Raw genomic sequence first — 25,854 nt, forward strand, 5'->3', positions numbered from 1 at the left:
AATGCAACACGTTGACACCATGCTGCGAGACAATCGGACGGAGGGACCTTCGGCTCGGCACGGCACGGTTCGCTCGCAGCCGCTTAGGGCACACATTCTGATGAAGGACACCATGACAACGGCTCGACCAATGATTCGGCCACGAGGTGCGGAAGCGGCCGCCGAATTGCTCGACCGTCGCATATCCGAGATGCTCGGGTGCAAACTTATGGCCGCCCCGCAATCCGGCAAGTGCACCTGGCATCGGGGTAGCACCGCGTCGCTGGGCCTCGTTGAGCGCGACATCCTTGCCTGGGTTCTTGCTACTTCCATCATGAGTAGTAGGTCAGGATCTTCACTTGCGTATTCAACATGGTTTCAGGCGGCAATAGCCGAGGACAGGCTGGTCTTGGCAGATCGCCGTCGTGTTGCTGCGGTGGTCGAATCTGTATTTGGACTCCCGGAGCGGCCGAAATCCTTACAACATGTAGCCGGGCACGTCGCCGAATGGTTGTGGTATCTGCATTGCCAGGAACTGACCAGTCCTGATCGGGACGTTCTCCTCTTGGAAGCTCCGAAATTAAGCGTCACGGATGGTGGGGCCGATGGGTTCATAGTTTGGCGCTCGGCCACCGACGGCGAGACGTCGTTCAGACTTTGGGAAATCAAGAAGCACGAGGGCAGTCAGTCGGTAGGCGACGTCGTTGGCGGCGCCGCTCGTCAACTTGTCAGCGAGGGCGAGCGGTATCTTGCCCAATTGACCGGGATGCACTCGCATCGGAACGATGATGTTGGTGACATCTGCACGCAGCTCGTGGACTTCTGGATTGATGCGAACGACCGAGCTGGGCTGGGGATCAGCGTTGCCTCCGATACCGTTCCGGCGCCCGCGACAGCCTTCGCGACGCTGGCGGGTAGATTCCCCCAATTCGGGCAACCAGGTCAAGTTGAAGGACTGCTTCTGACCATCACTGATCTTGATCAGCTCGCGTTCGATGTCCGGAGCCTTCTGTGGATCGTGCTCTAGATCAAGACGCGCTTTTCGACGCTTTGGGCAATCACGTCGCTGGAGAGCTTCCGACAGTCTCGGAACTCATCAACCTAGTCGCAGACGTCGAAGTACAAGCGTTCATGCAGCCCGAGAGCATTGCTCCGCAGCTGCTGAAGACTGCGTGGTACTTGCATGGTGTGGCGTCCGCCGTCGACGCGGCCGAGATCTTCAACCCTGTTCGTCAGCGGCGTGCTTTTCAAGTATCTGCTCACATCTTTGACCTTGCGCTGAGCACGCCTGACGCGTCGGAGCACGATCAACTGACATTTGCCTTCGCTGCGCAGGTTGGCTATCGACGTGCCGGGCTTGACCCCAACGCGTCTGCAATCTGGCGGCGCGTTGACAACCTTCTTGAGGACGTTTCGCAAGAACCGTTGGTCCCAGACCGAGACGGTGCTGAGATTGAACTGCGCCTGAGTTACACGTTTTCACCTGCTTTCGGAGTAGCCGCACGGGTTGGATCCGGAGAGCCTTCGTCGCTGTCAGTGAGCTACCGAAACTTCGAGAGAATGGCATTGCGTGCGGGCGTCGCGTTCTTGGGGCTCGATTTTCGCAGGGCTGGCGAACTGATTGGAAGATGGCGCCTTGATTGTCGGGTGATGGCGGAGACGCTTGGGGCAGACGATCTGTTTAGTACGATGTTCGGTCCCGCGGAGCAAGTCGTAAAAGCCGTGTCCGACCTGATGGAGTTCTTGCGTTTTGGATCTCGAGAACGAATCGGTTCGGCGCGTACAGCGCTGCGGTCAGTGGTCGATCGAAGCGCAGGGGTGGGTGATCATGATGCTCGCTGGGTGTCAGCCCACCTTCTTCAGATTGTTGATGGGCTTGAGGCATCAAGCACTTGGAGTGTTTTCCCGTCAGATGGACCGGACGCTCTGGCGCAGGCGTTCACCATGGGGTCGCCACCTGTCCTCACGCTTTGGCCCCCGCAACAGGAACTGCTAACTCGTGAGGGTGCCAATCCCCTTGACGCGAGCACGAAGCGATTGCTGCTATCGGTTCCGACCAGCGCGGGGAAAACGCTGCTCGCCCAGGTCATTATCTGTGAGCACTTGGCAAATCGAGATGGAGACATTTGCTACATAACGCCCCTACGGAGCCTCGGTCGAGAGATGCGTCAGGCGCTTGCGACGAGGTTGCGCATCTTGGACAAGGGCCTCGGTACTGACCTTCCAGACTTCTCCTCAATGACTATCGAGGAGATCTTCTCGATGCTCGGCGAGCCGACGGGAGGCGCCGTTGAGGTGATGACGCCTGAGCGCCTAGCCCACATGCTTCGAAGGGATCCCGAGGCGGTCTTGAGTAGGTTCTCAATGTTTGTCGTAGATGAGGCTCACATGATGGCCCAACGTGGTCGTGGTCTGCTGCTTGAGACGCTTCTGGCCACACTCTCGACGACTGACGCTCGGCTCGTACTCTTGTCTGGCGTGATGGGGAACGCGCAGCAAGTTGCTACGTGGCTGGACGACAGCAGGCCGGAAGTACTGTTTAGTTCTGACTGGCGTGGGCCTCGAAGGCTTCACGCGCTGCTTTACTCAAGGCGTCAAACCGATAAAGCCGTGCGTGCCCCCCGTCAGTCGTTGAAGTACCCAACGAAGGAGACGACTCCGCTCATTGGGGAGTTGAAGATTCGTCCCGCAGAGTCCCAGGTCAGGACGCTTGTTACGACCGAGATCGGGCAAAGTGTTCGGATCGTCGGCTCTGAGGGCTCGAAACCAGGTCCAGGGAGCACAGCCTTCTACCGGCAGTGCGCTCGCGTTGCTTCAATCCTGCTGAAGGCGGGAAGTCTTCTGATGATCGTGTCACAAAGGGCGTATGCGCGAGACGCAGCGAAGGAACTTGCGGCGCAGCTTGAAGAGACGCCTGCGACTGCCGGCTTGGTTGAGTTCCTTGTGGAGAGGCTCGGAGAGGAACATCCGCTCATCGACTGTGTTCGTCGAGGCGTCGGTTACCACCACGCCGGCTTGCCGGTGGACGTTCTGGATGCACTGGAGCAGGCTGTCCGCGAGGAACAACTCAGGGCGCTGGTCGCCACAACTACATTGACGGACGGCGTGAATCTCCCGGTTCGGACGGTTCTCGTCTCTGAAACCAGGTACGAGGGCCAGCCGCCAGAGCAGCAGCTCGATGCTGCCCAGCTCCTGAACGCCGTGGGTCGCTCCGGCCGTGCGGGCAGGGAGACCGAAGGCTGGATCGTTTTATGCATCAACGGCAGCCCGCGCAACTCTGATTTCGATCTGCTGCGGCCAGCAGATGAAGATCTAAGGGTTGCGTCAACCTTGACAACTGAAGGAGCGCTGGAGGGTCTCGCGGCAGCGGAGGCTCTGATCGCGACAAGCGCGGATTCCATCTTTGACCTCGACGCGGGTGAGGCAACCGATTTCGTTTCGTACGTGTGGTTCGTGCTTTCAGCGCAGGAGCGATTGCAGCAAGCTGGCTCCGGCCACGACCTTGCAAGGGCAGTTGGCTCCATGCTTGCGTTCAGACAGTTGTCACCCGATTTGCGCAACCGGTGGCTGGCCCTCGCGGGCGCAGTCGAGAGGACCTATGACACGGTTTCGCCTGCCAGCCGGCGCCGGTGGGCCATCGCTGGCACCACGATCGGAAGTGCTCGGACGGTCGAGCGGATTGCCACTGATCTCGCAACGGCCGCGCTCGTCGCGACTGAGGCCCATCGGAGTGCAGAACCAACTGGCAATCTGATCCTCGACCTCGATACGACATTGACCATTCTGGAAGAAGCGGGTGTGTTCCAATCGCTTCTCGGTCTGCAGGAAGCAGGCAAAGCGTGGACGTTCAAGCTGTCGCCGAGAGCACGCGACGTGATTGAGGTGCCGTTGATCGATTCGTTGCGAAGTTGGTTGGCAGGCTCCGACATGGCGTCCCTTGCTGCCTTGATGCTTCCGACGGTGAATGATGCGTCTTGGCGGCTCGAGCAGACCGTTGATGCGGTTAGTGAGACTTTCGAGCACTTTCTTAGTTGGACTGTGGGGGTAGTGCTTGAGCAGGCGAACGAGATCTTGGACGAGTCCGGGCATCATCTGTCATTTCCGCCAAATCTCTCCTATCTAATTCGCTACGGCGTCGATACGAACCAAGCCCTCGAGTTGCTAGTGGCAGGAGTGCGGTCCAGGCGGCTCGCCTATCTAGTGGGGCAGTCGGCGGCACAGCGCGACCTCAGCGGCCCCTACGTCGTGGATTGGTTGACGGACCTTCATATCGAGGGGTGGATCGAGCTGTTTCAGACCTCTGATCGAGAGATTGAGGATCTTGCCACGCGCGTGAGGGCCGGTGGCTCAGGTCTTGTTAGGCGGTTACTCGAATACGGTGAGGGATCCGTAGGCTTTCGCGATAGCGCTGCACTGAGTGCAGACGACCATGGAACCGTTGAGATTCGTCGACTCAATGGACGAACACCCCTAGAGGTCTGGACTGTCGGTGACGGCGCTCACCGGATTGGAGAAATCGCTGCACGCGATCACTTGGATGTTCTCCAGTTGCGGGCGAGTGGGCTCGACGTTAGCGCTGTGGTCGACGACACCGGTATTCGGTTCTCGCGTGAGCGCTTGTAGATCACTTGTCGTCATCTGTCAGACCCCGAGCGAGTTGTTCAGCGCAGTAGCGATGAGCTTGAGTACTGCCTGAGCACGCAAACAGGCTGGCCGGGTCGAACCTGGAGCGCTGTCGGTCTCATCAGGTACCGTCAATTGCGGGTGGCATCTGCCACCGCAACCATCAACTTCACGCGCAGAAGGCCTTCAGCAAGGTGGCCGGTTCAGATGATCTGATCTGTCCCCGCTACCAATCACGAAGGCCCTCACTGGAGACAGTGAGGGCCTTTGTCATGTGCGCCACCATTCTCGTGTGCGAGCGCCTCGGACACGAGAGGGTGCTCATCGGCGGAGCGTGGTGCGATAGGTGTACTGGTCGGGCAGGAAGTAGCCGACCGACAGCTCGACCGGGTCGCCGGTGGCGCTGATGAAGAGCCGGTCGATGCGAAGGATGGGGTCGTCGGGGTTGCACCCGAGCAGATCGACCAGGCGCCCGTCGGCGCGGACAGCCGAGATGGTCTGCTCGGCCTCGGCTATCGGGTGGGTTAGCCGCTGCTCGAGCAGACCGATGACGGTCAACGAGTGCGACGCACCGACCGTCGACACCTCGGGGACGTCGGACAGCAACGTCGCGACGGACGGCGGGAGGCTGACCGTGGTCCAGCCGAACGGGACGCCTTGGTGCGACCTGATGTAGGCCAGGGAGTGGACGACGTCGCTGTCGAGAGCGAGACGGGCGGCCGTCTCGATGCTGACTCCGCGGGACAGGGGGCGGACGATCTCGACCGTGGTGTCGATCGCGAGCCCCATGAGGTCCTCGACCGACGCGAACTGGCGGCGATACGTGGGCGGCCGGTCGGCGACGAACGTGCCACGCCCGGGGACGCGGTTCACGAGCCCCTCGGACACGAGCTCGAGGTACGCCCGCCGCACCGTCTGGCGACTCAGCCCGTGCTCGACAGCGAGGGACGTCTCGGTCGGCAGCCTGCGCTCGCCGGCGTAGTCGCCCCGGACGATCCCGGCGCGCAGCTCATCGGCGAGCACGGCGTACGCAGCGCGGTTGCTGCCGGTACGGCTGGGCATCAGGTCCTCCGGTCGTGGTGAGGTGAGTCTAACGACGGGCGCGTGCCACGAGCTGGGAGGCGATGACGTTCCGCTGGATCTCGTTGGTGCCCTCGCCGACGATCATCAGGGGGGCGTCGCGGAAGTAGCGCTCGACGTCGTACTCGGTGGAGTACCCGTAGCCGCCGTGGATGCGGACGGCGTTGAGGGCGATCTCCATGCCGACCTCAGAGGCGAAGAGCTTGGCCATGCCGGCCTCCATGTCCACCCGTGCACCGGCGTCGTACAGCTCCGCGGCGTGCAGCGTCAGCTGCCGGGCAGCCGTGAGCTTGGTGGCCATGTCGGCCAGGTAGTTCCCGATCGACTGGTGCTTCCAGATCGGCTTGCCGAACGACTCGCGCTCCTGCGCGTACGACAGCGCGTCATCGAACGCAGCCTGGGCGACGCCGAGGGCCCGGGAGGCCACCTGGATGCGCCCGGTCTCGAGCCCCTTCATCATCTGCGGGAACCCTCGGCCCGGCACGCCCCCAAGGACCGACGATGCGGGGGTCCGATAGCCGTCGAAGGACAGCTCGCACGCCTCCACTCCCTTGTAGCCGAGCTTGGGCAGGTCGCGCGAGACGACCAGGCCGGGCCCGTGCTCCACCAGGAGGACGGAGATCCCGCTGTGAGCCGGTTGCGCCGCCGGGTCGGTCTTGCACAGCAGTGCGATGAGCTGTGACCGACGCGCGTTGCTGATCCAGGTCTTGGACCCGGACACGACGTACTCGTCGCCGTCACGGCGCGCCGTCGTCGTCATGGCCTGCAGGTCCGAGCCGCCCCCGGGCTCCGTCAGCGCCATGGTCGCGCGGACCTCGCCTGTCGCCATGCGGGGGAGGTACTGCTGCTTCTGCTCGTCCGTGCCGTAGGCCGCGAGGAGCTTCGCGACCACGGTGTGGCCGCCCATCGCGCCGGCCAGCGACATCCACCCACGCGCGAGCTCCGCGGTGATCTCGACGTAGCAGGGCATCGAGACCGGCGTGCCACCGTGCTCCTCGTCGATCGCCAACCCGTAGATGCCCAGCTCCTTCATCTGATCGATGAGGCTCTCGGGATACGTGTTGGAGTGTTCGAGCTCCTGGACGACCGGTCGGACCTTGCGGTCGACCCAGTCGCGGACGGTGGCGACGACGGCCTGCTCATCGGTGTTCAGCTGCGGCATGGTGGTCCTTCGTGTCGGTGGTGCGGGGTCAGAGGGTTCCTGCGGACCGGAGCCGGTCGATCGTCGTGGCCGAGTAGCCGAGCGAGGTCAAGATGGTGTCGGTGTGCTCGCCCAGCGCGGGCACGCCACCCATGTGGGGCTCGATCCCGCCCAGGGTCGCGGGTGGTCGGAGGGCACGGATCCGACCGCCGGGGCTGTCCACCTCGACCCAGCGGTCACGTGAGACCAGTGCCGGGTGTTCGGCCAGGTCCGACATCGTGTTGACGCGCGCGTTGGCGACCCCTGCGGAGTCGAGGAGACCCACGAGGGCGTGCGTGCCCAGCTGCCCCAGACGCTCGGCGATGACCGTGTTGAGCTCGGCGCGGTGCTCGCACCGAGCAGAGTTCGTGGCGAACTCAGGTTGGGACGCGAGGGCGGGTTGGCCCATCACGACACGGCAGAAGTCCTGCCACTCGCGGTGGTTCTGCACGGCCAGCATGACGATCTCACCGTCGGCGCTCTCATAGGGCCCGTACGGCGCGATCGTCGCGTGCTGGGCACCGACCCGCTCGGGCTCTCGACCGCCGTAGGCCGCGTAGTACGCGGGGCTGCCCATCCACTCGGCGAGAGCCTCGAACAGTGAGACCTCCACGGGCGCGGCGCGTCCGGTGTTGGCCCGGTGCAGGAGCGCGGTCAGGATTCCGCTGTAGGTGTACATCCCGGCGGCGATGTCGGCGACCGAGATCCCGGCGCGGGCGATCTCGTCGGGGCCCCCGGTGATCGAGACCAGCCCGGCCTCTGACTGCACCAGCAGGTCGTAGGCCTTGCGGTGCGCCCAGTCTCCCGTCGTGCCGTAGCCCGAGATCGTCGCGTGAATCAGTCGGGGATTCAATGCGGCCAGCGTTGCTGCGTCGAGGCGGAGACGGTCGATCGCGCCGGGCCCGAGATTGTTGACGAACACGTCCGCGTCCGCGAGCAGCTCGCGGATGATGGCCTGGCCGTCAGGACTCTTGACGTCGACCGTCAGGGACTCCTTGGACCGGTTGAGCCAGACGAAGTAGCTCGACTCGCCGTGGACCGTCTCGTCGTAGCCGCGCGCGAAGTCGCCGACTCGCGGACGCTCGATCTTGATGACCCGGGCACCCAGATCTGCGAGCTGCCTCGTGGCGAACGGAGCGGCGACAGCATGCTCCATGCTGACGACGGTGACTCCGTCGAGGGGCTTCATGTCAGTTCCTTCCGGCGAATGGGTGCGGCAAATGTACGGCCAAATGTCGTCAGGCGGCCATCGGGTGTGGCGCAGCGCACAAACACGTCCGTCAAGGGCGCCTCATCGCCTACGATCATTTGGCCGTACATTTTCTGATCCCCGCGAAGGAGTCGCCGTGTCCGACGAGGAGGCCCGCACCCGGGTCGTGCAGGGCCCGTACCTCGACGAGCTCGTTGTCGGGCAGGGGTTCGCGGACGCACCGCCGGTGACGCTGACCGACGGATTGGCCGCAGCGCACAAGGCGATCGTGGGCAACCGCCTGCGGCTGTCCCTCGACGACACCTTGTCGACCGCGGTCACGGGACAGCGGGGGCTTGCCTCGCCGGCGCTCGTCTGGGACGTCTCCATCGGCCAGTCGACCACGGTGACGCAGCACGTCAAGGCCAACCTGTTCTACCGGGGCCTGTCGTTCTTCCGGTTCCCCGTCCTGGGGGACACGCTCACCACGGTGACGACGGTCGACGGGTTGAAGGAGAACAGCCGCCGTCCCGGGCGTTCGCCCAGTGGTCTGGCGGCGCTTCACATCGTGACGACCGATCAGCACGACCGTCCGGTGCTCGACTACTGGCGGTGCGCCATGCTGCCGCTGTCGGAGAGGGCCGAGCCCCAGCTGCCTGCGGACGACCTCGGTGCCATCGGCCGCGAGCGGCCCGGCGACCTCGGCGCCGCCGTCGCCGGGTGGGATCTGGCGAGGTTCCGCGATCGAGTCCCGGGCGAGCACTTCAGCGATCTTCGGGTGGGCATGATCTGGGTGGTCCAGGGAGCCGACGTCGTGTCCAGCGCCCCCGAGCTCGCCCGGCTGACCGGCAACATCGCGACCGTCCACCACGACGCGGGCTGCGCGGGTGGGACGCGGCTGGTCTATGGCGGTCACACGATCGGACTGGCGCTGCACCAGGTGACCCGCGCGCTTCCCGCGATGGTGACCGTCGCCGGCTGGGAGAGCTGTGATCACACCGGGCCCGTCCACGAGGACGACACCCTTGCGTCGACGGTCGTGGTCGAAGGTCTCGATGCGCTGCCCGACGGCGGCGGGCTGGCGCACCTGCGCGTCACGGTCGATGCGCGTCGACCGGGCGGGTCGACCGCCCCGGTCCTCGACTGGCGCCTGACGGTCGTGATGGCATGACGTACCTGCACGCGCGCAGCCTGTTGTTCGTCCCGGGCGACCGACCCGACCGGTTCGAGAAGGCCGCCTCTGCCGGAGCCGATGCCATCGTCATCGACCTCGAGGATGCCGTGGCTCCCGATGCCAAGCCGGCAGCGCTGGAGCACGCTCTGTCGTGGCTCCGTGCCGGTCGTCGCGCGGTCGTCCGCGTCAACGGGGCCGGCACATCGTGGCATGCCGCGGAGATCGCTGCGCTGGCGTCGACGGACGCGGGCGTCATGGTGCCGAAGTCGGAGTCCGCGGAGGAGCTGGCGGGGGTCCACGCCGTGGTCGGCGACCGCCTCCTCGCGCTGGTGGAGACGGCGCGTGGAATTCGCGACGTCGACGAGGTGGCAGGAGCGCCCGGGGTCGTGCGACTCGCGTTCGGCAATGTGGACCTCTCGGCCGAGCTCGGCGTCGACCCGGCCTCGCCTGCTGCCCTTGCGTACGCGCGAGGTCGGCTCGTCGTCGCCTCGGCTGCAGCTGGACTGGCAGCCCCGGTGGACGGGGTCACCACGGTGCTGCGCTCGGAGGCCCCGCTGCTCGCCGATGTCGCCAGGTCCCGGGAGCTGGGGTTCGGGGGCAAGCTCTGCATCCACCCCCGCCAGGTCGGACCGGTCAACACAGCCCTGAGCCCCACCGACGAAGAGCTCGCGTGGGCCCGCACGATCCGCGAGTCGGTGACGAGCGGGGGAGTGGCGGTCGTCGACGGCGCCATGGTCGACCCCCCGGTGCTGGCGCGCGCAGCGCAGATCTTGGCGAGGGTCCGCTGAGAGGATGTGTCCCGTCCGAACGTCGACGTCCCCTTCACGATGATCAGGTGCTCGTCGCGCTCGTGGACTCGACGCCTGCGGAGCGGGTCTCGGCTCCCTCGTGCGGGAAGGACCGGACCGAGGGAACCTGCCACCCCTTGGCCAACCTGGAGGGGTGAAGGTTCACGCCGCGACCATAGAAGTGGGTGAACTTCATGATCAACGGATCCCACTTCTCCGGATCGATGTGCCGATCCGAGCCGGCGATCAACATCTCCGGACGGACGTGCGTGCGGATGACCCGTGCTTCGATCGCCAGGAGGCCGCTGTCCTCCCCGTCGAACGGCGCCACGCCTTGAACCGACGCCTCGAGCGAGATGGGGCACTCCAGGACCCGGGCCGGCGCGACGAGATCGGAGGGGATGGGCGTGAGTCCCGCTGCGCCGAACTTGTCGGCCACGTGCGTGTAGCCCTTGATCACCTTGTGTGCGGGGACGGTGCTGGTGCCTGTGAGGAGCGCGAGCCGGTCGACCGCCTCGACCATCGTCGAGTCTGGGAGGTTCAGCACGAGCTCACCGGTCCGCTGGAGATTCAGGGTGGTCTGGGACGTCGCATCGAGCCCGAGCATGCATGAGCCACCCACCCACCACGCAGATGACATCGGAGCCACGTTCGTCGACCCGTCTGGGTTCTCGGTACTGATGAGCACCACCGGTGTGCCGAAGTAGAGGACGCGTGGCTCGATCACTCGATGCGCGTGTGTGTCGAGCATGTTCACCACGTCGACGTTGCCAGAACTCGAGCGTGAGGACTGGCAGTAAACGGACGCGGAGGTCACGTCCGCCATGCTGCGGCGCATGGGCCGAGGTGCTCGGAGGTTCGCGAGGCATCGGGAGCTGCCTGACCGCGCTGGGGGCATGGCGGGCCTAGGGTGGGGCCGTGAACGACGAGACGTCCGCCGCCGCGCGCGGATCGCGCCGGAGGGAACGTACCCGGGCCCTGCTTCTCGACGCGGCCGAGCTGTTGATGTCGCAGCGCGCGGCCGAGGAGATCAGGATCGAGGACGTCGCCGCGGAGGCGGGGATCTCGCCGGCGTCCGTCTACGTGCACTTCGGCACGAAGGACGGGCTCCTCGCAGCCGTCACTGAGCGCGTCCTGGCCGTGGCGACGGACGCGCTCCGCTCGGCGTACGCGGCGCAGACGTCACCGCTCGAGCGCTTCGCGGGCGTCGGAGCGGCGTACCTGCGGCTGCTGCTCGACCACCCGGCGGTGCTGAGATATCTGACGGTGACGGGGGAGCGCGGTCCGCGTACGCCTGCCGAGGAGGAGGTCGTCGCCCGCTTCAGCCAGCTGCGACGAGAGTTCGAGCAGAGCATCCGGGACGCCGTCGAGACCGGCGCGATCCGCCGGGTCGATCCCGAGCTCATGTCGTACTTCCTCTTCGGGGCGTGGAACGGGGTGGCGACGCTGGGTCTGCGCCGCGACGCCCTGGTGCTCTCGCCCGAGCGCGTCGAGCTGGCGGTGATCGAGGCCGGCCTGGTGCTGCTGGAGGGGCTGATCGTGGACTCGCCGACCCCCTGAACGGCGCGGGCCCTTGGCACAGCGGCCCCTGAGGGAGTTAACTGGAGTCCGACTCCAGAACTCTTGAAAGCGATCCGCATGACACAGACCGCCCTGCCCTCGACCCCGACCCCCGAGGGCGACACCGACACCTGGGACGCGGTGGTGGTGGGCGCGGGTCCGGGCGGACTCACCACGGCGGCCTACCTCGCGGCGAACGGCAAGAAGGTGCTGGTCCTCGAGGCCAACCAGGTGGTCGGCGGCAGCACCCAGGTCTTCCGCCGGGCCGGCAACAAGTTCGAGTTCGACGTCGGCACCCACTACGTCGGCGAGTGCGGCCCGGGCGGCCGGATGCAGACCGCCCTGTCCGGGCTGGCCCTCACCGAGCGGATCAAGTGGCTGCGCCAGGACCCCGAGGGGCACTGCCGCATCATGATCCCCGGCACCACGTTCCACACTCCGACCGGCTGGGACACCTACCTCGAGCGGCTCGTCGCCGCGTTCCCCGACGAGGAGGCGGGCCTGCGGCGTTGCGTGCGCATCCTGCGGATCATCTCCGCGGGGGAGGAGCCGCGCCGCAAGCCATGGGCACTGCTGCGCTGGGGCCTGCGCCCGATCACGACGCTGATGGACGCGTGCGGCCTCAGCGGCGACGCGCAGGCCGTGATCCTGGCCGAGAACGGCGACTACACGTGGCCGCCGCACCGCACGCCGGCCGTGATGCACGGAGGCCTGCTGCACCACTACCTCCAAGCGGGCGCCTACTACCCGCGCGGCGGCGGCCAGGTCATCGGCGCACACCTCACGGACGTCATCCAGACGCACGGCGGCACGGTCCGCACGAAGTCGCGCGTCGACCGCATCCTCATCGAGGACGGCCGCGCCGTGGGCGTGCGGCTGCGCGGCGGCGAGGAGGTCCGGGCCGACGTCGTCGTGGCCGCGGGCGACTACAAGAAGACCTGGACCGAGCTGGTCGGCGACGAGCACCTCACCCGTCGGCTCCGCAAGCGTTTGGCCGGTCTCGAGATGACCCAGCCGATGTTCGCGGTCTACGTCGCGCTCGACGTCGACCTGCGTGAGCGCGGCACCCCGCCGCTGGCCTGGGTCTGGCCCAACAACGATGTCGACGGCTACTACCGCGAGGTCGCGGCCGGACGGTGTCCCGAGCAGATGCCGGTCGGCATCAGCTGCCCCACGGCGAAGGATCCCGAGGGCACGCACTCGGCACCGCCGGGCTACTCGACCCTCGAGCTGGTCAGCTGGGCCCCCAAGGAGCACGCCTTCTGGAACGTCGACACCGACCCGATGGAGGGAGCCGAGTACGGCCGCGACGAGCAGTACCGCAAGCTCAAGGACGAGCTCACCGAGCGTGTCCTGGACACCGCCTCGCTGATGATCCCGGACCTGCGCGAGCGGATGGTGTACTGCGAGGCGTCCACGCCCATGACGCAGGAGCGTTTCACGCTGACCTCGGACGGCTCCTGCTACGGCATCGCGCCGCTGATGCGCAACCTCGGCCCGTTCCGCCCGCGGGTCAGGACCCACATCCCGGGCCTGTTCCTGGGAGGCGCCAGCACCGAGCACATGTTCGGCATCAACGCCACGATCTGGGGCGGCATGAAGACCGCCGGAACGATCCTGGGACGCGATCTCGAGCGGGAGGTGCGCGACGGTGCGGTCTTCGTCGACGAGGCCGACCTGACGCCGATCACCCCCGACTTCGACCCGCTGCTGGCATCGAAGCCGGGCTCGCGCATCCGCCGGGCGGTGCGCCGGCGTCCAGTGGCCTAGTCGGCCACGGGCGCAACACCCAGGTAGCCCGCGAGCAGCCGGCGTACGCGCGCGAGTGCCTGGGTGCGGGCCCGGTCGCCCAGGGTCTCGCGCGCGGCGTCGATCGCGCGCGAGGCCTGCATGACCAGGGCGTCAATGTGCTCGGCGACCGCGTCGGGCTCGCTCTCCCCGAGGTCCGTCAGGGCCTGGCGCAGGGGCACCTGGAGCTGCAGGTGGAACTCCTTCATGGGTGGCATCAGCACCTGCGGGTCCACGATCCGGGACAGCGCCCTGGCCACGGCCTGCTCGGAGCTGTCGAACAGATCGATGTTCGCCTCGATGTAGGCCCACACCCGGTCGCCGGGAGTCGTCGCGGCGGCGACCCGGTCGAGGACCGTACGCGCCCAGGCCGGGAAGATGTCGGCCACGACTGCTGCGAGGAGCTCATCGGGCGAGGCGAAGTACTGGTAGACGCTGCTGCGGGCCAGCCCGGTCAGCCGGCCGACCTCGCTCATCGTGGGCGCGGCGCCCGTCGCGGCCAGGACCCCTCGCGCGGCGTCCAGGATGGCCTGGCGCTGCTGGGAGCGGTGCTCGGCGACCGTGGCTGCCGTGATGCGAGGCATGGGTCCTCCGTCGCTCGGCCTGGCAGCGGTCAGGCGGATCCGATGACCGCAGCGGTGAGCCTACCGTCGACCATCTCCAGCACCCGGTCGCAATGGTGCAGGACGTCGTTGTCGTGCGTCACCATGATCGTCGCGACACCGTGGTTGTGGGACTCGTCCGCGAGCAGGCCCACGACCTCCTGGCTCCGCTTGCGGTCCAGGGCCGCGGTGGGCTCGTCGACGAGGAGCAGCCGGGGGCGGGTGACCAGTGCGCGGGCGATGCCGACGCGCTGACGTTCGCCACCGGAGAGCTCGTGCGGCCGGCGATCGGCCTTGTGGTCCATGCCCACCTCGGCGAGCAGCTCGAGCGGGTCACGGGGATCGGCGACCTTGCCGAACGTCAGCGGCAGGCGTACCTGGTCGATGCTGGTCAGGGCCGGCACGAGGTTGCCGCTCTGGAACACGAAGCCGATCTCCTGCTGGCGCAGGCGGGTCAGCTCGCGGGGCTTCACGCCGGTGAGCTCGGTGGAACCCAGTCGCACGCTGCCCGACGTCGGCGTGGTCAGCGCGCCGGCGATCGCCAGGAGGCTCGACTTGCCCGATCCGGAGGGGCCGACCACGGCGACCAGCTCGCCGGCCGCGATCTCCAGCGACACCTCGTCGAGGGCGCGGACGGTCTCGTCGCCGTCCCCCAGCAGAAGGGTCGCGTCAGTGATGGTCAGGATGGCGGTCATCGGCTGCCTCCGAGGGCGGTGAGGGGATCGATACGGGTGACTCGGATGACGGCGACGCCGGCTCCAAGCAGGCCGAGCACGATCAGGAGCGCCGTGGCGCCGATGATCGGTCCGGCCTCGAGGGCGAACGGCATGGGGGTCGAGGAGATCGCGCCACCGGCTGCCAGGCCGATGCCGATGCCGACTCCCGCGGAGACCACGAGCAGCACGAACGACTGCAGGAGGCTGTCGCGCAGGAGATACCGCGTGCTGGCGCCCATGGCCCTCAGCACGGCGAGCTCCTGGCGGCGCTGGATGGTCAGCACGGTGAAGAACGCTCCGACGACCAGCGCGGAGATCGCATAGAGGAACACCTGGATCAGCTGCAGCGTGGAGGTCTCGGCGGTGTATCCCGGCGATGCGCCGTAGGAGTCCTCGCGGGTGAGGGACGACGTCCCTGCTGCCTTGTCCCCGGCGGCCAGGTCGACCGTCGACCCGTCCTTGGCCTTGACGGCGACCGCCGTGAACTCGTCGTAGACGCGCGACGGCACGTCGTCGCCGGGCTGCACGCCGGCCTTGATCTCCTGCCACGAGCGCAGCGGCAGGTAGCCGACGTCGACGTGGCCGAACGTGTTCTGGTCGGCCAGGACGCCCACGACCGTCAGCTCGGTGCCCGACGGCTCCAGGGTGACCGTGTCGCCGATCTCGACCCCTTCCTCGGCCGCGGTCGAGCTGATCGCGACCTCACCCTCGTGGGCCGGGGCGGAACCCTCGGCCGGCTGGGGGACGAGGAACGAGTCGGTCTCCACGCCGAACAGGGCGAGGTCGATCTCCACGCCACGGCTGGTCCGCGCGTTGACCAGCGTGTTGCCGAACGGAGCGGCCTCGGCCACGCCGGGCTGCTTCTGCCAGGCCTCGACGGCGTCCGGGCCGACGACGCTACGGGAGAAGGCCGAGTCCTTGGACACGTCCTTCTGGAAGGCGAAGGAGGTCGCCTTGATGCGCTGGAGCCCGGAGACTCCGTCGTTGGCCAGGCCCACGGCGAGGCCGCTGAGCAGGACCATCAAGATGGCGATGAGGGCGACGACGCCGCCCATCAGGGCGAATCGACCGCGGGCGAATGAGAGCTCTCGGAGGGCCAGGAACATGTCCTCCATGATACCGACACCCCGTCGGCAAAACCATCAGGGTCAGGCGTCCCGCGGGGTGATGAGCGACACCGACTGGGTCACCTTCGCGCACAGGTCGCCGGTCGCGTCGGTGATCTCGATCTCGACGATCGCCCGCGACCGGGTGACCTGCACCGGGCGCGAGACAGCCGACACGTCGCCGTGGGCCGGACGCAGGAACCGTGCTGTCGAGTCCGCCGTGGCCGGTCGGGTGCCCGGCGGGGCGTTGAGCGCCGCGCACACCGCGGCGCTCACGTCCGCCAGCCCGAGCAGCGCGCCACCGTGCAGCGATCCTCCCGTGGTCGAGAGGGCGTCGGTGAACGCCAGCCGGGTCCGCAGCTCGGCAGCGTCCATGTCCTCGAACGTCACGCCCAGGGCCCTGGCGTACGGCGCGAGGGCGTAGACGTCCTCCGGGGTGATGGTCATCGTGCTCCTGGGAAAGGCGTGCGGTTATGGGCGTCCCTGCCGTACGTCTCGAGGAGACGCAGCCAGATCTCGCTCATGGTCGGATACGCCGGGACAGCGTGCCACAACCGCTCGAGTGGGACCTCGCCCACGATCGCGATCGTGGCTGCCTGGAGCAGCTCGGCGACATCGGGCCCGACGACGGTGAAGCCGACCAGCACGTTGCGTGACACGTCGACGACCATGCTCGCCCGACCCTCGTACCCGTCGGCGTGCAGGCTCGCCCCGGCCACGGCGCCGAGGTCGTACTCGACGGCGCGCACGTCGAGCCCGGTGTCGGTCGCGGCCCGCAGGGTGAGGCCCACCGCGGCGATCTCCGGATCGGAGAAGACCACCTGCGTGACCGCGCGATCGTCCGCCGTCGCGGCGTGCCGACCCCACGGCGAGAGGTCGACCTCGGTGCCCCGGGCGCGGGCCACGATGGTGTCGCCCACCGCCCGCGCCTGGTACTTGCCCTGATGGGTGAGCAGCGCGCGACGATTGACGTCGCCCGCGGCGTAGAGCCACCCGTCCCCGACGACCGCGCCCTCCGCGTCCACGACGCGCAGCGACTCGTCGACGCGCAGCCAGCCGCCCGGGGCCAGGCCGATCCGCTCCAGGCCGAGGTCCGTGGTGTTCGGCGTCCTGCCCGTCGCGACCACGATCTCGTCCGACACGATCGTCGTCCCGTCCGCGAGGGTCAGGTGGACCGCGCCGGTCCCGTCCCGGCGTGCCTCGGCCGGGGCGGTCGTCGGGTAGAGCTCGACTCCGGCCTTCTCGAGTGCGGCGGTCACGCGGGCGGCGGCGAACGGCTCCACGGTCGGCAGGATGCCGTCGCGGGAGACGAGCGTGACCCGGGCGCCGAGGGCGGAGTACGCGGTGGCCATCTCGGTCCCGACGACACCTCCGCCGACGATGGTCAGCCGGGCGGGGACCGCCTGCGCCGAGGCGGCCTGCCGGCTGGTCCATGGCGCGGTCTCGGTCAGTCCCGGGACCGGGGGGACGAAGGCGCTGCTGCCGGTGGCCACCACGACGGCATGACGCGCATGGACCGTGGTGGCCGCGCCGGCCGCCGAGGAGACCTCGACCGTGCGGTCGGCCACGATGCGGCCCTGGCCGCGCAACAGTGCCACGCCTGCTCCCACGAGCCAGCTGACCTGTCCAGCGTCGTCCCAGTGCGAGGCGAAGCTGTCCCGCCGGCGCAGCACCGCCGCCGGGTCCAGCCCTCCCGTGACAGCCCGCGCCGCGGCAGGGAGTGAGCGGACGGCCCGAAGCGCGGCGGCGTCGCGGAGCAGCGCCTTGGTCGGCATGCAGGCCCAGTAGGAGCACTCCCCGCCGACGAGCTCTCGCTCGACGATCGCGGCAGTCAGCCCGCCCTGCACGATGCGATCGGCGACGTTCTCACCGACCGGACCGGCCCTGATGACGATGACGTCGTACGTGTCCTCAGGCATCCTGATCCACTCCCGACGCGCGGTTCAGGCGCAGGGCCGAGACGAGGAAGAAGATGCCGCCGAGCACCGCGTACCCGGCGATGTTGGTCAGCGTCGGGTCGTCCGCGGAGGCAGCGGCGATGAACGAGCCGCCCGCGAGGACGGAGATGCCGCCACTGAGGATCTGCGGCACCTGGCCGCCGAGCCTGCGGCGGGTGACCGCGACGGCGAGCTGCACGATCCCGGCGGTGATGGCCCATGCGCCCCAGACGCGGAGCACAGCGGGTTCGCCCGATGCGGCGGCGATGCCGAGGCCGATCGCGGTGGCCGTGCTGAGGGCGATGTTGACGTACAGGCCGGCGGCGGGACGCGTGGCCCTCGAGGCGCGGAGGTCGACGAGGGCGGCGCCCACGTCGAACAGCGGGTAGATCACGAGCAGCGTTGCGGTGAATGCATCGATGTCCCCTCCGGTGGCGATGATCAGGATCGCCCAGATGATGGCGAAACCGAATCTGACGAAGTAGAGCTTCCGCAGTGCGGTCGCGAGGTCGCGGGTGCTGGTGGTGATGGTGGTCATGAGATTCCTCGGTGTGAGTGGCAGGTGTGGGTGGGGGTTTCGTGTCGGCGGGCGCAGGTTATCGAGCTGCCTGGGTGATGAGGTCGGCGACCGCATCGGGGCGGCTGAGCATCACGGCGTGCGAGGCGTCGACCTCGGTGACCCGCGCGTCGACGCGGCCCGACATCATCCGCTGCAGGTCCACGTCGATCGCGTGGTCCTGGCGGGTGACCAGCGCCCAGGTCGGGACCGAGCGGAACGCCTCGTTGACACTCGGCTCGGAGACGGCGCGCACATTGGCGGGCCGCTGGGCGACGGCCAGGTTGGCCGCGCTGGTCTCGTCGAGGTCGCCGGCGAACGCGGCCCGGAAGCCTGCCGGGTCGATCGTGACCTCCGCGCCACCGTCGACCTCGACGGACAGCAGCGGAAGGGGCGTGCTGGACTGCGCAGCGAGCTGACCGACGGCCTCGCCCTTGAGCGGGATGAATGCCGCGACGTAGACCAGCGCCGTGATGTCGTACGCCGACGGGTCGATGTTGCTGATCACCGCGCCGCCGTACGAGTGACCGACCAGGACGATCGGTCCCGGGATGGCGGCCAGGTGGCTCAGCAGGTATGCGGTGTCGGTGTCGAGGCCCTGCAGCGGGTTGGCGATCGAGCGGACCGGGAAGCCGGCGGCGAGCAACCGTTCGACCACGGGTGACCAGCTGGAGGAGTCGGCCCATGCGCCGTGCACGAGCACGATCGTGGGTCGGACGGTGCCGGGCGCTCCGCCGGAGCCGGACTCGTCGGTCGCTGTCATGAGGAACGGGGGAGGAGTGTGCATGGTGGGTCTGTCCTTGGTGTGGAGGGGACGAGTGGCATGTGCCGCTCGAGGTAGAATGACTAGTCACTCTACAACGAAACGTACTCCCGTCCCGCGGCACAGCGCAAGGGGTCCGGGCGAGGAGCCGTATGATCGAGCCCGTGCCGGTGCCCATGCGTGAACGTCTGATCGACGCCGCGAGCGAGCTCTTCTACGCGCAGGGTCTGCGTGCGGTGAGCGTCGACAAGGTGATCGAGCGCGCCGGCACCACGAAGGTGACGTTCTATCGCCACTTCAAGAGCAAGGACGAGCTCGTCGTCGCCTATCTCGAGCAGCGGGCGACCCTCGAGCGGGACGGCATCGGTGCGGCCATCGCCGCGAGCAACGGCGACGCCGTGACAGCGTTGCGCACGATCTGCGAGCAGACGGGGATCGTGGCCTGCAGCCCGGGATTCCGCGGCTGCCCCTTCATCAACGCCGCGGCCGAGAACCCCGATCCCGAGAGTCCTGTGCGCAGGACCGTCGCCACCCACCGCGCCTGGTACCGGACCATGTTCACCGAGCTCCTCTCTCCCTTGGACCTGCCCGACGTCGACGACGTCGTGGACGACCTGATGCTCCTTCGCGACGGCGCCATGGTCGCGGGATATCTCGGTGACCCCAACGCCGTCGCCGGGTCGTTCTTCCGGGGCTGCCTGGCGGTCATCCGGGGCGGCACCTCGGCGGTTCCGGGGCGCTGAACACCCGCGCGTCCGCGTTCGATGCCTCGCGACGGGGTACAAAGGCCCCATGGTGACGACAGGGACGACAGCCGCGCGGCGGGACACGGGCCAGACCTGGTTGGCATGGGTGGTGCTGGTGGCCGCCGTCCTCGAGGTCGTGGCCCCTGTGGTGACGGCCAACGGACCCGGCAGCTCGCCGGGGGACGGCTCAGGGCCTGAGCTGCTCATCACCCCGGTCGGCTGGGCGTTCTCGATCTGGGGCGTCATCTACACGCTGGCCATCGCCCAGGCCGTCGCGGTGCTGGTACGCGGCGCGGACGCGGTGCCGCGGCGCCTGCAGATCGATCTCGTGGTGCTCTACCTCGGCGGCACGGTGTGGATCGTGCTGGCCGGGCTCGACAGCAGTGAGGCGACCGCGGGGGCGTTGCTCGTGATGCTGCTGGCCGCTGTGGACGCGGTGCTCACGACGGCCCGGGCGGCGATCGCCCCGCGCTGGCTCGCCGTCCTCACCGGCGCGTCCGTGGGCCTCTACGCCGGGTGGGTCACGGCTGCGTTCTTCCTCAACCTCTCCACGGCACTCGTCGACGCGACCTCGCTGGAGGCCGACGGGCTCGGCTGGCAGATCGTCATGGTCGTGATCGCGGTCATCGCCCTGCTGGCCGTGCTGGTCGCGACCCGGGGCAATGTGGCGTACGCCGCCGCAGGCATCTGGGCCATGATCGGCATCGCCGTCACCGGCAGCAGCGACGACACCACCGAGGTCCTGGTCGCAGCCGTGGTGGCGGCGGTCGTCCTGGTGGTCACGACGCTCGCGCTCCACGTGGCCCGGCGTCGCAGCCCCGATCCTGCGCCCGCTGCGTGAGCCGCGCGCACCGGCCGGCGAGTCACGAGGAGGCACCCCGATGACGTGCGCAGGCTGCAGGACGTCCAGCGAGCTCGAGGTCGACTTCAGCATGGCCTTCCAGCCCATCTACGACGCGGGCGCGGGGGGCGTCTGGGGCTACGAGGCGCTCGTGCGCGGCCGTGCTGGGGAGGGCGCCGGCGAGATCTTGTCGCAGGTGTCGGCGGACCAGCGGTACCGCTTCGACCAGGACTGCCGGGTCAAGGCGATCCAGCTCGCCTCGCGGCTGTTCCCCGCGGACCAGGAGCTGAAGCTGTCGATCAACTTCATGCCCAATGCGGTCTACGAGCCCGCGGCGTGCCTGCGAGCGACGCTCCTCGCGGCCCGGGAGACCGGGTTCCCCATGTCCTCGATCATGTTCGAGTTCACCGAGGACGAGCGGGTCTCGGACACCGTGCACCTGACGAACATCATCACCGAGTACCGCAAGCACGGATTCACGACCGCGATCGACGACTTCGGCGCGGGGCACGCGGGACTGGGCCTGCTGGCCGAGTTCCAGCCCGACCTGATCAAGATCGACATGCGCATCGTGCGCGGGATCGACACGAGCCGGGCTCGGCAGGTGGTCGTGGCCGGCATCGTCGACATCGCGAAGGAGCTGGACATCACGGTGCTCGCCGAGGGCATCGAGACCGAGGCGGAGTTCCGGGTGCTGAAGGGGGCCGGCATCCGCCTGTTCCAGGGGTACTGGTTCGCCCGCCCGGCGTTCGAGCAGCTCCCTCAGGTGCGCCCCGAGCTGATCTCACCGCTCGCCGGCCTCGGCTGAGTCGAGGAGGCCCAGCCGGTCCGGGACGTCCATGCTGAGGAACGCGGCAGCCTTCCTGAAGGCTTAGGTCTTCAGGTTTGGTCGGAACCCGGGACTTGCGTGGCCGCCCGATAGGCGGCCAGCAGGGCAGGGACCCCGCCGTGCCACGGTGCGCCGTGCCCGGGGACGACCCAGTCGACCTGCAGGTCCTCGAGGTGGGCCAGGGATGCGGCGGCCGCGGCCGGGTCGTCGGTGAAGGGTGCCGGCTGGGGTCCTTGGTGGCCCGTCAGCACGTGCCCGGTCGTCAGCCCGTCGCCCACGAACACCGCCGAGACGTCCGGGACGTGGATCGCGACGCTGCCGGGGGAGTGCCCGGGCAGGTCGATGATCTCGGGCGCTCCGGGCAGGTCGAGCACCTGGCCGCCGGCGATCTCCTGGACCTCGGTGAGCCAGCGGGTGCGCAGGCCGCCCTTGCGGAGTGAGTACGCGAGGAAGCGCAGGAGCGGGGCCGCCTTGACGCGACCGATGGCCGGCTTCGTCTTCTCCTCTCCCCGGGCGCGGGCCGCGTCGGCGGAGTGGATGAAGACCGGCACCCCGTGGTCGCGGCGCAGGCGCTCGGCGAAGCCGATGTGGTCGCTGTCGCCGTGCGTCAGCACGACGCCGCGGATGTCGCTCGTGGCGCGTCCGATCGCGTCGAGCTCGCGCTGCAGGTCGCGCCACTGGCCGGCGAGACCGGCGTCGATGAGGGTGATGCCGTCATCGGTCACGACGAGGTGCGTGGCGATGACGTCATTGCCGATGCGGCGGAGGCCGGGTGCGAGTTCCATGATGGCTACACTACATAGCCATCATGGCTATGCGCAATAGCCTACGATGGGCTCGTGCCCACACCGGAACGGACGACCCTGCCCGCGATCGTCGCGGCAGGAGAGCAGATCCTTGACGCGGACGGACTCGATGCGGTCACGATGGTCGCCGTCGCGCAGCGTGTCGGGGTGCGTGCTCCGTCGCTCTACAAGCGCGTCAGCAGCCGGCGCGAGCTGATCGGCATGATCGCCGCGGCGGCCGCGGACGACCTGCGCGCCCAGCTCCTCGCGGCCGACCCTGGCGACGGTGACCCCCGCCAACGGCTCGAGGACCTGGTCGTCGCCGTGCGTACGTTCGCGCGCTCCCGGCCCGCGGCGTACCGGCTGGTGTTCTCGGCGGGGGAGGAGGACGTGCTGTCGCACGAGCAGCTGCTCGCCGCGAGTGCGCCTCTCTTCGCGGTGGTGGCCGAGCTGGCCCGGCCTGACGAGGCGCTCGAGGCGGCGCGGACCATCACGGCCTGGGTCACCGGGTTCATCGCGATGGAGCTGGGCGGTGAGTTCCGCCTGGGCGGCGAGGTCGATGCCGCCTTCGACTACGGGATCGCCCGCCTCGCCGACGCGATCACCGCTCGACCCCACTGATGAAGTGCAACAGGGCCTCGGCGAGCGCCTCGGGCGCCTCCTGTGCGACCAGATGGCCGACGTCGTCGATCACGACCGCGGAGAGCTCGCCCGCGACGACCTGTCCGAAGGTGTTCGCGGTGAACGGCCGGTTGACGCCGTCGACGGCCAGCACGGGCATCGTGAGCGGGTGCTCCTCGGCGAGCGCGCGGGTCGCACCCTCGTCGACGAACAGCTCGCGGTAGAGGCCCTCGGTGCCGCGCCACGCGTCGTCTCGGGAGTACGTGCGCACGAACTCCTCGATCGTTCCCGGGTCGATGCCACCGGCTGGACCCGTCATCAGCGGATAGGCCCACTCGGCGATCAGCTCCCGCTCGCGGCCGGGCAGGAGCAGCGAGGCGATCCCCGGCGTCCCGAGGAAGCTGACGTGCCAGGAGCCGCCGTGGAGGACGTCGGCGAGCAGCTCGAATCCGAATCCGGCCAAAGTCGTCTCGATCCCGGTCAGGCTCAGCACGTCTTCGGGGTGGGTGGACGCGAGGCGGAAGCCGATGCCGCCGCTGATGTCCTGGCACACCACGTGGACGGGGCCGAGGCCCAGCCGCTCGACGAGCAGGTGGAGGTCCTGGACATGGCTGGCCTGGTCGTACGCCGGGGCGTCTGTCCCGGAGTCGCCGAAGCCGCGCAGATCGACCGCGATGACGCGGTGGTGGTCGGCCAGCAGGGGGATCAGGCGGTGGAAGGCGTACCAGGTCTCCGGCCACCCGTGGATCAGCAGGACGGGCGTTCCGGCGTCCCCGGCGGTGACGTGGTGCAGCGGGACCCCGTTGATCTCATCGAGGTGGTGCGCGACGCCGGGCACGGTCGCGCCCAGAGGTTCGACGACGGGCATGACGCCCTCCCCTTGATAGACAACGTGGTTGTCGATTGACCTTAAGACAACCACGTTGTCCTTCGCAAGGGCGCGACTAGGCTGCACCCGTGTCACGATCAGGGCCTGACCTCGCGCTCCTCCTGCTGGGGGGCTTTCGCGCGCTGGCCGATGCCGCGTCGCGGGAGCTGGCCGAGCGGGGCTACGGGGACGTCCGCGCGGTGGACGACTTCGCGCTGCACGCGATCCTCTCCGGAGCCGACAGCGCCTCGGAGCTCGGCCGCAGGATGGCCGTGACCAAGCAGGCGGCAGCCAAGAGGATCGCCGCCCTCGAGGCGCGCGGATTCGTGTCCCGTGCGCCGGATCCCTCGGACGGTCGGCGGACGAGGATCCAGGTCACGCCCCTGGGCGCGACGATGCTCGCCGAGGGGCAGCAGATCATGGACCTCCTCCGTGCCGACTGGGAGGGGCGCGTGGGCGAGGGCACCCTCGCCCGGATGGAGGAGGCCCTCCGCGAGCTGGTCGGCACCCGTCCCGTGCGCCTCGACGCCCCCGGTTGGGGCGCGGACGACCCGACCCTCTGACGTCACGGGATGATGCGGGCCTCCTGGTAGCGACGAACGTGCTCGAAGAAGCTCTCCCGGGAGTCCCGGAAGCCGAGGAAGCCGGCGCGACGGCTCTTGTTCATGTCGGTGAGGCTCTCCACGGTGCGGCCGAGGTCGCTGTCGGTGTGCCACCACGACGCGATGCGATCGAGGTCCGGCTCGGCGAGGTCGTGCTGCTGGGCGATCGATCGCCAGGTGTCGGCCATGCCCTGCATGCTCTGCTCGAGCGGGCGGGGCTCCTTGTCGAAGCCCTCCCACGGGACGCCGAAGTGGTCCGCGATGCGCGGCCACAGGGAGCGCCAGCGGAACACGTCCCCGTTCGCGATGTTGAACGCCTGGTCGGCGCCGGCCTCGTGGGTCCCGGCCCAGATGATCTGCTCGCCGAGCAGATCGGCGTCGGTGACGTCGGTGAGCCCGTTCCACTGCAGCTCGGAGCCGGGGAACACGAAGGTCCGTCCCAGCTGCCGGCACAGGGCGGCGTACGCCGAGATCGTCAGCACCATGTTCATGGCGTTGCCGGTCGCGAACCCGAACACGGTGTGCGAGCGGTGCACGCTCCACGTGAACCCGTTGCGCCCGGCGGCGGCGAAGAGCTCGTCCTCCTGGGCGTAGTAGAAGTTCGGGTAGTCCAGTCGCGGCTCCTCCTCGCGGAACGGGGTGTCCGGGACCGCGCCCGACCCGTAGGCCTCGAACGGCCCCAGGTAGTGCTTGAGCCCGGTGACGAGGGCGACGTGCTGCACGGACCCCGCGGGCTCGAGCGCCGCCAGCACGTGGCGCACGGCTGCGCCGTTGACCGCGATGTTCTGCTCCTCGGTCTCCTGGCGGGTCCACGCCGTGATGGCGACCAGGTCAGGACGCACGTCGGCGAGGGCGGTGGCGAGCCCCTGCGGGTCGCCGAGGTCCGCCGCGACCGAGGTGATGCCGGCCTGGGCGCGGCCACTGCGCGAGAGGCCGAACGTGTCCCAGCCCTGAGCGACGAGCTGGGCGCTCAGTGCCTGGCCGATGATGCCGGTCGCGCCCACGACCAGGGCGCGTCCGGGAGTGCTGGGGGAGGTCATGAGGAGTCCTTCCGAGGAGGATGCAGTCGGCCGAACCGGCCGACGCACAGGTGTACCCGCTGAGGCGGATCTGCCCCACTCCTGCAATTCCGGGGAGCGGGTTTCGGGGTCCAAAAAAAGTTCGCAACGACTTTTGCCCGAGATCTCGCGGCGTCCGCGCGAGACAGCCTCTCAAGAGGCACGAAACGGCCAATCTCGATTTGGCGTCTCGGCAGGGGCCCGTGTAATGTTCTTCTTGTTGGACAGCACAGCGAAACGCAGCCGCGAGGCGCGCAACGTAGGGCGTCAGACAAGTTCGAGCAGCGGTCGACGGCACGGTGTACAAGCACCCGGAGACGGACCGCAACAACGCACGAGCGACATGGTGACCGACCCGGGTTTGACCGGTGAAAACGAGCCGTGTAAGTTGGACGAGTTGCCCTGAGATTCAGCCAGTGGCTGGGTCGAGGTGAGCGTCTGATCCTTGAGAACTCAACAGTGT

General features: G+C 68.3%; 25 protein-coding genes. 11 read left to right on the plus strand and 14 right to left on the minus strand.

Annotated features, from left to right (window positions below; all coding sequences use genetic code 11):
* Positions 1–100: 100 nt before the first annotated feature.
* Entirely contained in the window at positions 101–1,006 is a 906-nt protein-coding gene (locus GEV27_RS15955) for a hypothetical protein (RefSeq protein ID WP_153935007.1), read from the plus strand.
* Positions 1,007–1,110: 104 nt separating this feature from the next.
* Positions 1,111–4,602, plus strand: coding sequence for a DEAD/DEAH box helicase (locus GEV27_RS15960; RefSeq protein WP_228765279.1), 3,492 nt, complete (start codon positions 1,111–1,113; stop codon positions 4,600–4,602).
* Between the two features lie 321 nt (positions 4,603–4,923).
* On the opposite strand, the gene GEV27_RS15965 is transcribed toward GEV27_RS15960, so the two are convergent.
* From GEV27_RS15965 to GEV27_RS15975, 3 genes are read right to left on the minus strand one after another with little or no spacing between them, the layout of a single operon-like run.
* Entirely contained in the window at positions 4,924–5,664 is a 741-nt protein-coding gene (locus GEV27_RS15965; RefSeq protein WP_153935008.1) for a GntR family transcriptional regulator, read from the minus strand.
* 28 nt (positions 5,665–5,692) lie between these two features.
* Complete coding sequence (locus tag GEV27_RS15970; RefSeq protein WP_153935009.1) at positions 5,693–6,844, minus strand: acyl-CoA dehydrogenase family protein; 1,152 nt, start codon at positions 6,842–6,844, stop codon at positions 5,693–5,695.
* 28 nt (positions 6,845–6,872) lie between these two features.
* The gene (locus tag GEV27_RS15975) at positions 6,873–8,051 is read right to left on the minus strand and encodes a CaiB/BaiF CoA-transferase family protein (protein ID WP_153935010.1); all 1,179 of its coding nucleotides are present in this window, start codon (positions 8,049–8,051) and stop codon (positions 6,873–6,875) included.
* 157 nt (positions 8,052–8,208) lie between these two features.
* Here GEV27_RS15975 and GEV27_RS15980 point away from each other — a divergent pair, with 157 nt between their 5' ends.
* Positions 8,209–9,222: an acyl dehydratase gene (locus tag GEV27_RS15980; RefSeq protein ID WP_228765280.1), complete on the plus strand. Its 1,014-nt coding sequence runs from the start codon at positions 8,209–8,211 to the stop codon at positions 9,220–9,222.
* Positions 9,219–10,013 (plus strand): CoA ester lyase, encoded by a 795-nt coding sequence (locus GEV27_RS15985; RefSeq protein WP_153935011.1) that lies wholly within the window; start codon positions 9,219–9,221, stop codon positions 10,011–10,013. The genes GEV27_RS15980 and GEV27_RS15985 overlap by 4 nt, the downstream gene beginning before the upstream one ends.
* Before the next feature lie 43 nt (positions 10,014–10,056).
* Here the strand turns inward: GEV27_RS15985 and GEV27_RS15990 are convergent, their stop codons facing one another.
* Positions 10,057–10,764 carry a flavin reductase family protein gene (locus GEV27_RS15990; RefSeq protein WP_153935012.1) on the minus strand — a complete coding sequence of 236 codons (708 nt, stop codon included), beginning with the start codon at positions 10,762–10,764 and terminating at the stop codon, positions 10,057–10,059.
* 167 nt (positions 10,765–10,931) lie between these two features.
* Between GEV27_RS15990 and GEV27_RS15995 the strand changes: the two genes are divergently transcribed.
* Entirely contained in the window at positions 10,932–11,573 is a 642-nt protein-coding gene (locus GEV27_RS15995; RefSeq protein ID WP_153651837.1) for a TetR/AcrR family transcriptional regulator, read from the plus strand.
* A 78-nt stretch (positions 11,574–11,651) separates the two neighbouring features.
* Positions 11,652–13,343, plus strand: coding sequence for an NAD(P)/FAD-dependent oxidoreductase (locus GEV27_RS16000; protein ID WP_153935013.1), 1,692 nt, complete (start codon positions 11,652–11,654; stop codon positions 13,341–13,343).
* On the opposite strand, the gene GEV27_RS16005 is transcribed toward GEV27_RS16000, so the two are convergent.
* From GEV27_RS16005 to GEV27_RS16035, 7 genes are read right to left on the minus strand one after another with little or no spacing between them, the layout of a single operon-like run.
* Positions 13,340–13,945: a TetR/AcrR family transcriptional regulator gene (locus GEV27_RS16005; RefSeq protein ID WP_153651869.1), complete on the minus strand. Its 606-nt coding sequence runs from the start codon at positions 13,943–13,945 to the stop codon at positions 13,340–13,342. The two genes, GEV27_RS16000 and GEV27_RS16005, sit on opposite strands and share 4 nt — an antisense overlap.
* A gap of 29 nt (positions 13,946–13,974) precedes the next feature.
* Positions 13,975–14,658: an ABC transporter ATP-binding protein gene (locus GEV27_RS16010; RefSeq protein ID WP_153909351.1), complete on the minus strand. Its 684-nt coding sequence runs from the start codon at positions 14,656–14,658 to the stop codon at positions 13,975–13,977.
* Positions 14,655–15,785 carry an ABC transporter permease gene (locus tag GEV27_RS16015; protein ID WP_153651871.1) on the minus strand — a complete coding sequence of 377 codons (1,131 nt, stop codon included), beginning with the start codon at positions 15,783–15,785 and terminating at the stop codon, positions 14,655–14,657. Before GEV27_RS16015 ends, GEV27_RS16010 begins: the two co-directional genes overlap by 4 nt.
* A gap of 42 nt (positions 15,786–15,827) precedes the next feature.
* Positions 15,828–16,232, minus strand: coding sequence for a PaaI family thioesterase (locus tag GEV27_RS16020; protein ID WP_153935014.1), 405 nt, complete (start codon positions 16,230–16,232; stop codon positions 15,828–15,830).
* The gene (locus GEV27_RS16025; protein WP_153935015.1) at positions 16,229–17,704 is read right to left on the minus strand and encodes an NAD(P)/FAD-dependent oxidoreductase; all 1,476 of its coding nucleotides are present in this window, start codon (positions 17,702–17,704) and stop codon (positions 16,229–16,231) included. The genes GEV27_RS16020 and GEV27_RS16025 overlap by 4 nt, the downstream gene beginning before the upstream one ends.
* A complete protein-coding gene (locus GEV27_RS16030) occupies positions 17,697–18,260 on the minus strand; it encodes a hypothetical protein (protein ID WP_153935016.1) in 564 nt (187 codons plus the stop codon). Before GEV27_RS16030 ends, GEV27_RS16025 begins: the two co-directional genes overlap by 8 nt.
* A 58-nt stretch (positions 18,261–18,318) precedes the next feature.
* Complete coding sequence (locus tag GEV27_RS16035; protein ID WP_153935017.1) at positions 18,319–19,065, minus strand: alpha/beta fold hydrolase; 747 nt, start codon at positions 19,063–19,065, stop codon at positions 18,319–18,321.
* Between the two features lie 128 nt (positions 19,066–19,193).
* On the opposite strand from GEV27_RS16035, the gene GEV27_RS16040 reads away from it, so the two are divergent.
* From GEV27_RS16040 to GEV27_RS16050, 3 genes are read left to right on the plus strand one after another with little or no spacing between them, the layout of a single operon-like run.
* Positions 19,194–19,784: a TetR/AcrR family transcriptional regulator gene (locus GEV27_RS16040; protein WP_153935018.1), complete on the plus strand. Its 591-nt coding sequence runs from the start codon at positions 19,194–19,196 to the stop codon at positions 19,782–19,784.
* Between the two features lie 49 nt (positions 19,785–19,833).
* A complete protein-coding gene (locus GEV27_RS16045) occupies positions 19,834–20,628 on the plus strand; it encodes an MFS transporter (protein ID WP_153935019.1) in 795 nt (264 codons plus the stop codon).
* 40 nt (positions 20,629–20,668) lie between these two features.
* Positions 20,669–21,436, plus strand: a complete 768-nt coding sequence (locus tag GEV27_RS16050; protein ID WP_153935020.1) for an EAL domain-containing protein — start codon at positions 20,669–20,671, stop codon at positions 21,434–21,436.
* 71 nt (positions 21,437–21,507) lie between these two features.
* On the opposite strand, the gene GEV27_RS16055 is transcribed toward GEV27_RS16050, so the two are convergent.
* Entirely contained in the window at positions 21,508–22,242 is a 735-nt protein-coding gene (locus tag GEV27_RS16055) for an MBL fold metallo-hydrolase (protein ID WP_153935021.1), read from the minus strand.
* Positions 22,243–22,296: 54 nt separating this feature from the next.
* On the opposite strand from GEV27_RS16055, the gene GEV27_RS16060 reads away from it, so the two are divergent.
* Entirely contained in the window at positions 22,297–22,863 is a 567-nt protein-coding gene (locus GEV27_RS16060) for a WHG domain-containing protein (protein ID WP_309222316.1), read from the plus strand.
* On the opposite strand, the gene GEV27_RS16065 is transcribed toward GEV27_RS16060, so the two are convergent.
* On the minus strand, positions 22,844–23,731 hold the full coding sequence (locus tag GEV27_RS16065) for an alpha/beta fold hydrolase (protein WP_153935022.1): 888 nt from the start codon (positions 23,729–23,731) through the stop codon (positions 22,844–22,846). The two genes, GEV27_RS16060 and GEV27_RS16065, sit on opposite strands and share 20 nt — an antisense overlap.
* An 89-nt stretch (positions 23,732–23,820) precedes the next feature.
* Here GEV27_RS16065 and GEV27_RS16070 point away from each other — a divergent pair, with 89 nt between their 5' ends.
* Complete coding sequence (locus GEV27_RS16070; protein WP_309222317.1) at positions 23,821–24,294, plus strand: MarR family transcriptional regulator; 474 nt, start codon at positions 23,821–23,823, stop codon at positions 24,292–24,294.
* 2 nt (positions 24,295–24,296) lie between these two features.
* On the opposite strand, the gene GEV27_RS16075 is transcribed toward GEV27_RS16070, so the two are convergent.
* Positions 24,297–25,373 carry an SDR family oxidoreductase gene (locus tag GEV27_RS16075; RefSeq protein ID WP_153935023.1) on the minus strand — a complete coding sequence of 359 codons (1,077 nt, stop codon included), beginning with the start codon at positions 25,371–25,373 and terminating at the stop codon, positions 24,297–24,299.
* Between the last annotated feature and the right edge of the window lie 481 nt (positions 25,374–25,854).

Origin of the sequence: Aeromicrobium sp. S22, assembly GCF_009661045.1 — a bacterium.
GTDB lineage: Bacteria > Actinomycetota > Actinomycetes > Propionibacteriales > Nocardioidaceae > Aeromicrobium > Aeromicrobium yanjiei.

What these genes read in the sequence shown, in the direction of transcription:
- GEV27_RS15955 (WP_153935007.1), top strand. Translation starts at nt 101, where the DNA reads ATGAAGGACACCATGACAACGGCTCGACCAATGATTCGGCCACGAGGT.
- GEV27_RS15960 (WP_228765279.1), top strand. Translation starts at nt 1,111, where the DNA reads ATGCAGCCCGAGAGCATTGCTCCGCAGCTGCTGAAGACTGCGTGGTAC.
- GEV27_RS15965 (WP_153935008.1), bottom strand. Translation starts at nt 5,664, where the DNA reads ATGCCCAGCCGTACCGGCAGCAACCGCGCTGCGTACGCCGTGCTCGCC.
- GEV27_RS15970 (WP_153935009.1), bottom strand. Translation starts at nt 6,844, where the DNA reads ATGCCGCAGCTGAACACCGATGAGCAGGCCGTCGTCGCCACCGTCCGC.
- GEV27_RS15975 (WP_153935010.1), bottom strand. Translation starts at nt 8,051, where the DNA reads ATGAAGCCCCTCGACGGAGTCACCGTCGTCAGCATGGAGCATGCTGTC.
- GEV27_RS15985 (WP_153935011.1), top strand. Translation starts at nt 9,219, where the DNA reads ATGACGTACCTGCACGCGCGCAGCCTGTTGTTCGTCCCGGGCGACCGA.
- GEV27_RS15990 (WP_153935012.1), bottom strand. Translation starts at nt 10,764, where the DNA reads ATGCTCGACACACACGCGCATCGAGTGATCGAGCCACGCGTCCTCTAC.
- GEV27_RS16000 (WP_153935013.1), top strand. Translation starts at nt 11,652, where the DNA reads ATGACACAGACCGCCCTGCCCTCGACCCCGACCCCCGAGGGCGACACC.
- GEV27_RS16005 (WP_153651869.1), bottom strand. Translation starts at nt 13,945, where the DNA reads ATGCCTCGCATCACGGCAGCCACGGTCGCCGAGCACCGCTCCCAGCAG.
- GEV27_RS16010 (WP_153909351.1), bottom strand. Translation starts at nt 14,658, where the DNA reads ATGACCGCCATCCTGACCATCACTGACGCGACCCTTCTGCTGGGGGAC.
- GEV27_RS16015 (WP_153651871.1), bottom strand. Translation starts at nt 15,785, where the DNA reads ATGTTCCTGGCCCTCCGAGAGCTCTCATTCGCCCGCGGTCGATTCGCC.
- GEV27_RS16020 (WP_153935014.1), bottom strand. Translation starts at nt 16,232, where the DNA reads ATGACCATCACCCCGGAGGACGTCTACGCCCTCGCGCCGTACGCCAGG.
- GEV27_RS16025 (WP_153935015.1), bottom strand. Translation starts at nt 17,704, where the DNA reads ATGCCTGAGGACACGTACGACGTCATCGTCATCAGGGCCGGTCCGGTC.
- GEV27_RS16030 (WP_153935016.1), bottom strand. Translation starts at nt 18,260, where the DNA reads ATGACCACCATCACCACCAGCACCCGCGACCTCGCGACCGCACTGCGG.
- GEV27_RS16035 (WP_153935017.1), bottom strand. Translation starts at nt 19,065, where the DNA reads ATGCACACTCCTCCCCCGTTCCTCATGACAGCGACCGACGAGTCCGGC.
- GEV27_RS16040 (WP_153935018.1), top strand. Translation starts at nt 19,194, where the DNA reads ATGATCGAGCCCGTGCCGGTGCCCATGCGTGAACGTCTGATCGACGCC.
- GEV27_RS16045 (WP_153935019.1), top strand. Translation starts at nt 19,834, where the DNA reads ATGGTGACGACAGGGACGACAGCCGCGCGGCGGGACACGGGCCAGACC.
- GEV27_RS16050 (WP_153935020.1), top strand. Translation starts at nt 20,669, where the DNA reads ATGACGTGCGCAGGCTGCAGGACGTCCAGCGAGCTCGAGGTCGACTTC.
- GEV27_RS16055 (WP_153935021.1), bottom strand. Translation starts at nt 22,242, where the DNA reads ATGGAACTCGCACCCGGCCTCCGCCGCATCGGCAATGACGTCATCGCC.
- GEV27_RS16065 (WP_153935022.1), bottom strand. Translation starts at nt 23,731, where the DNA reads ATGCCCGTCGTCGAACCTCTGGGCGCGACCGTGCCCGGCGTCGCGCAC.
- GEV27_RS16075 (WP_153935023.1), bottom strand. Translation starts at nt 25,373, where the DNA reads ATGACCTCCCCCAGCACTCCCGGACGCGCCCTGGTCGTGGGCGCGACC.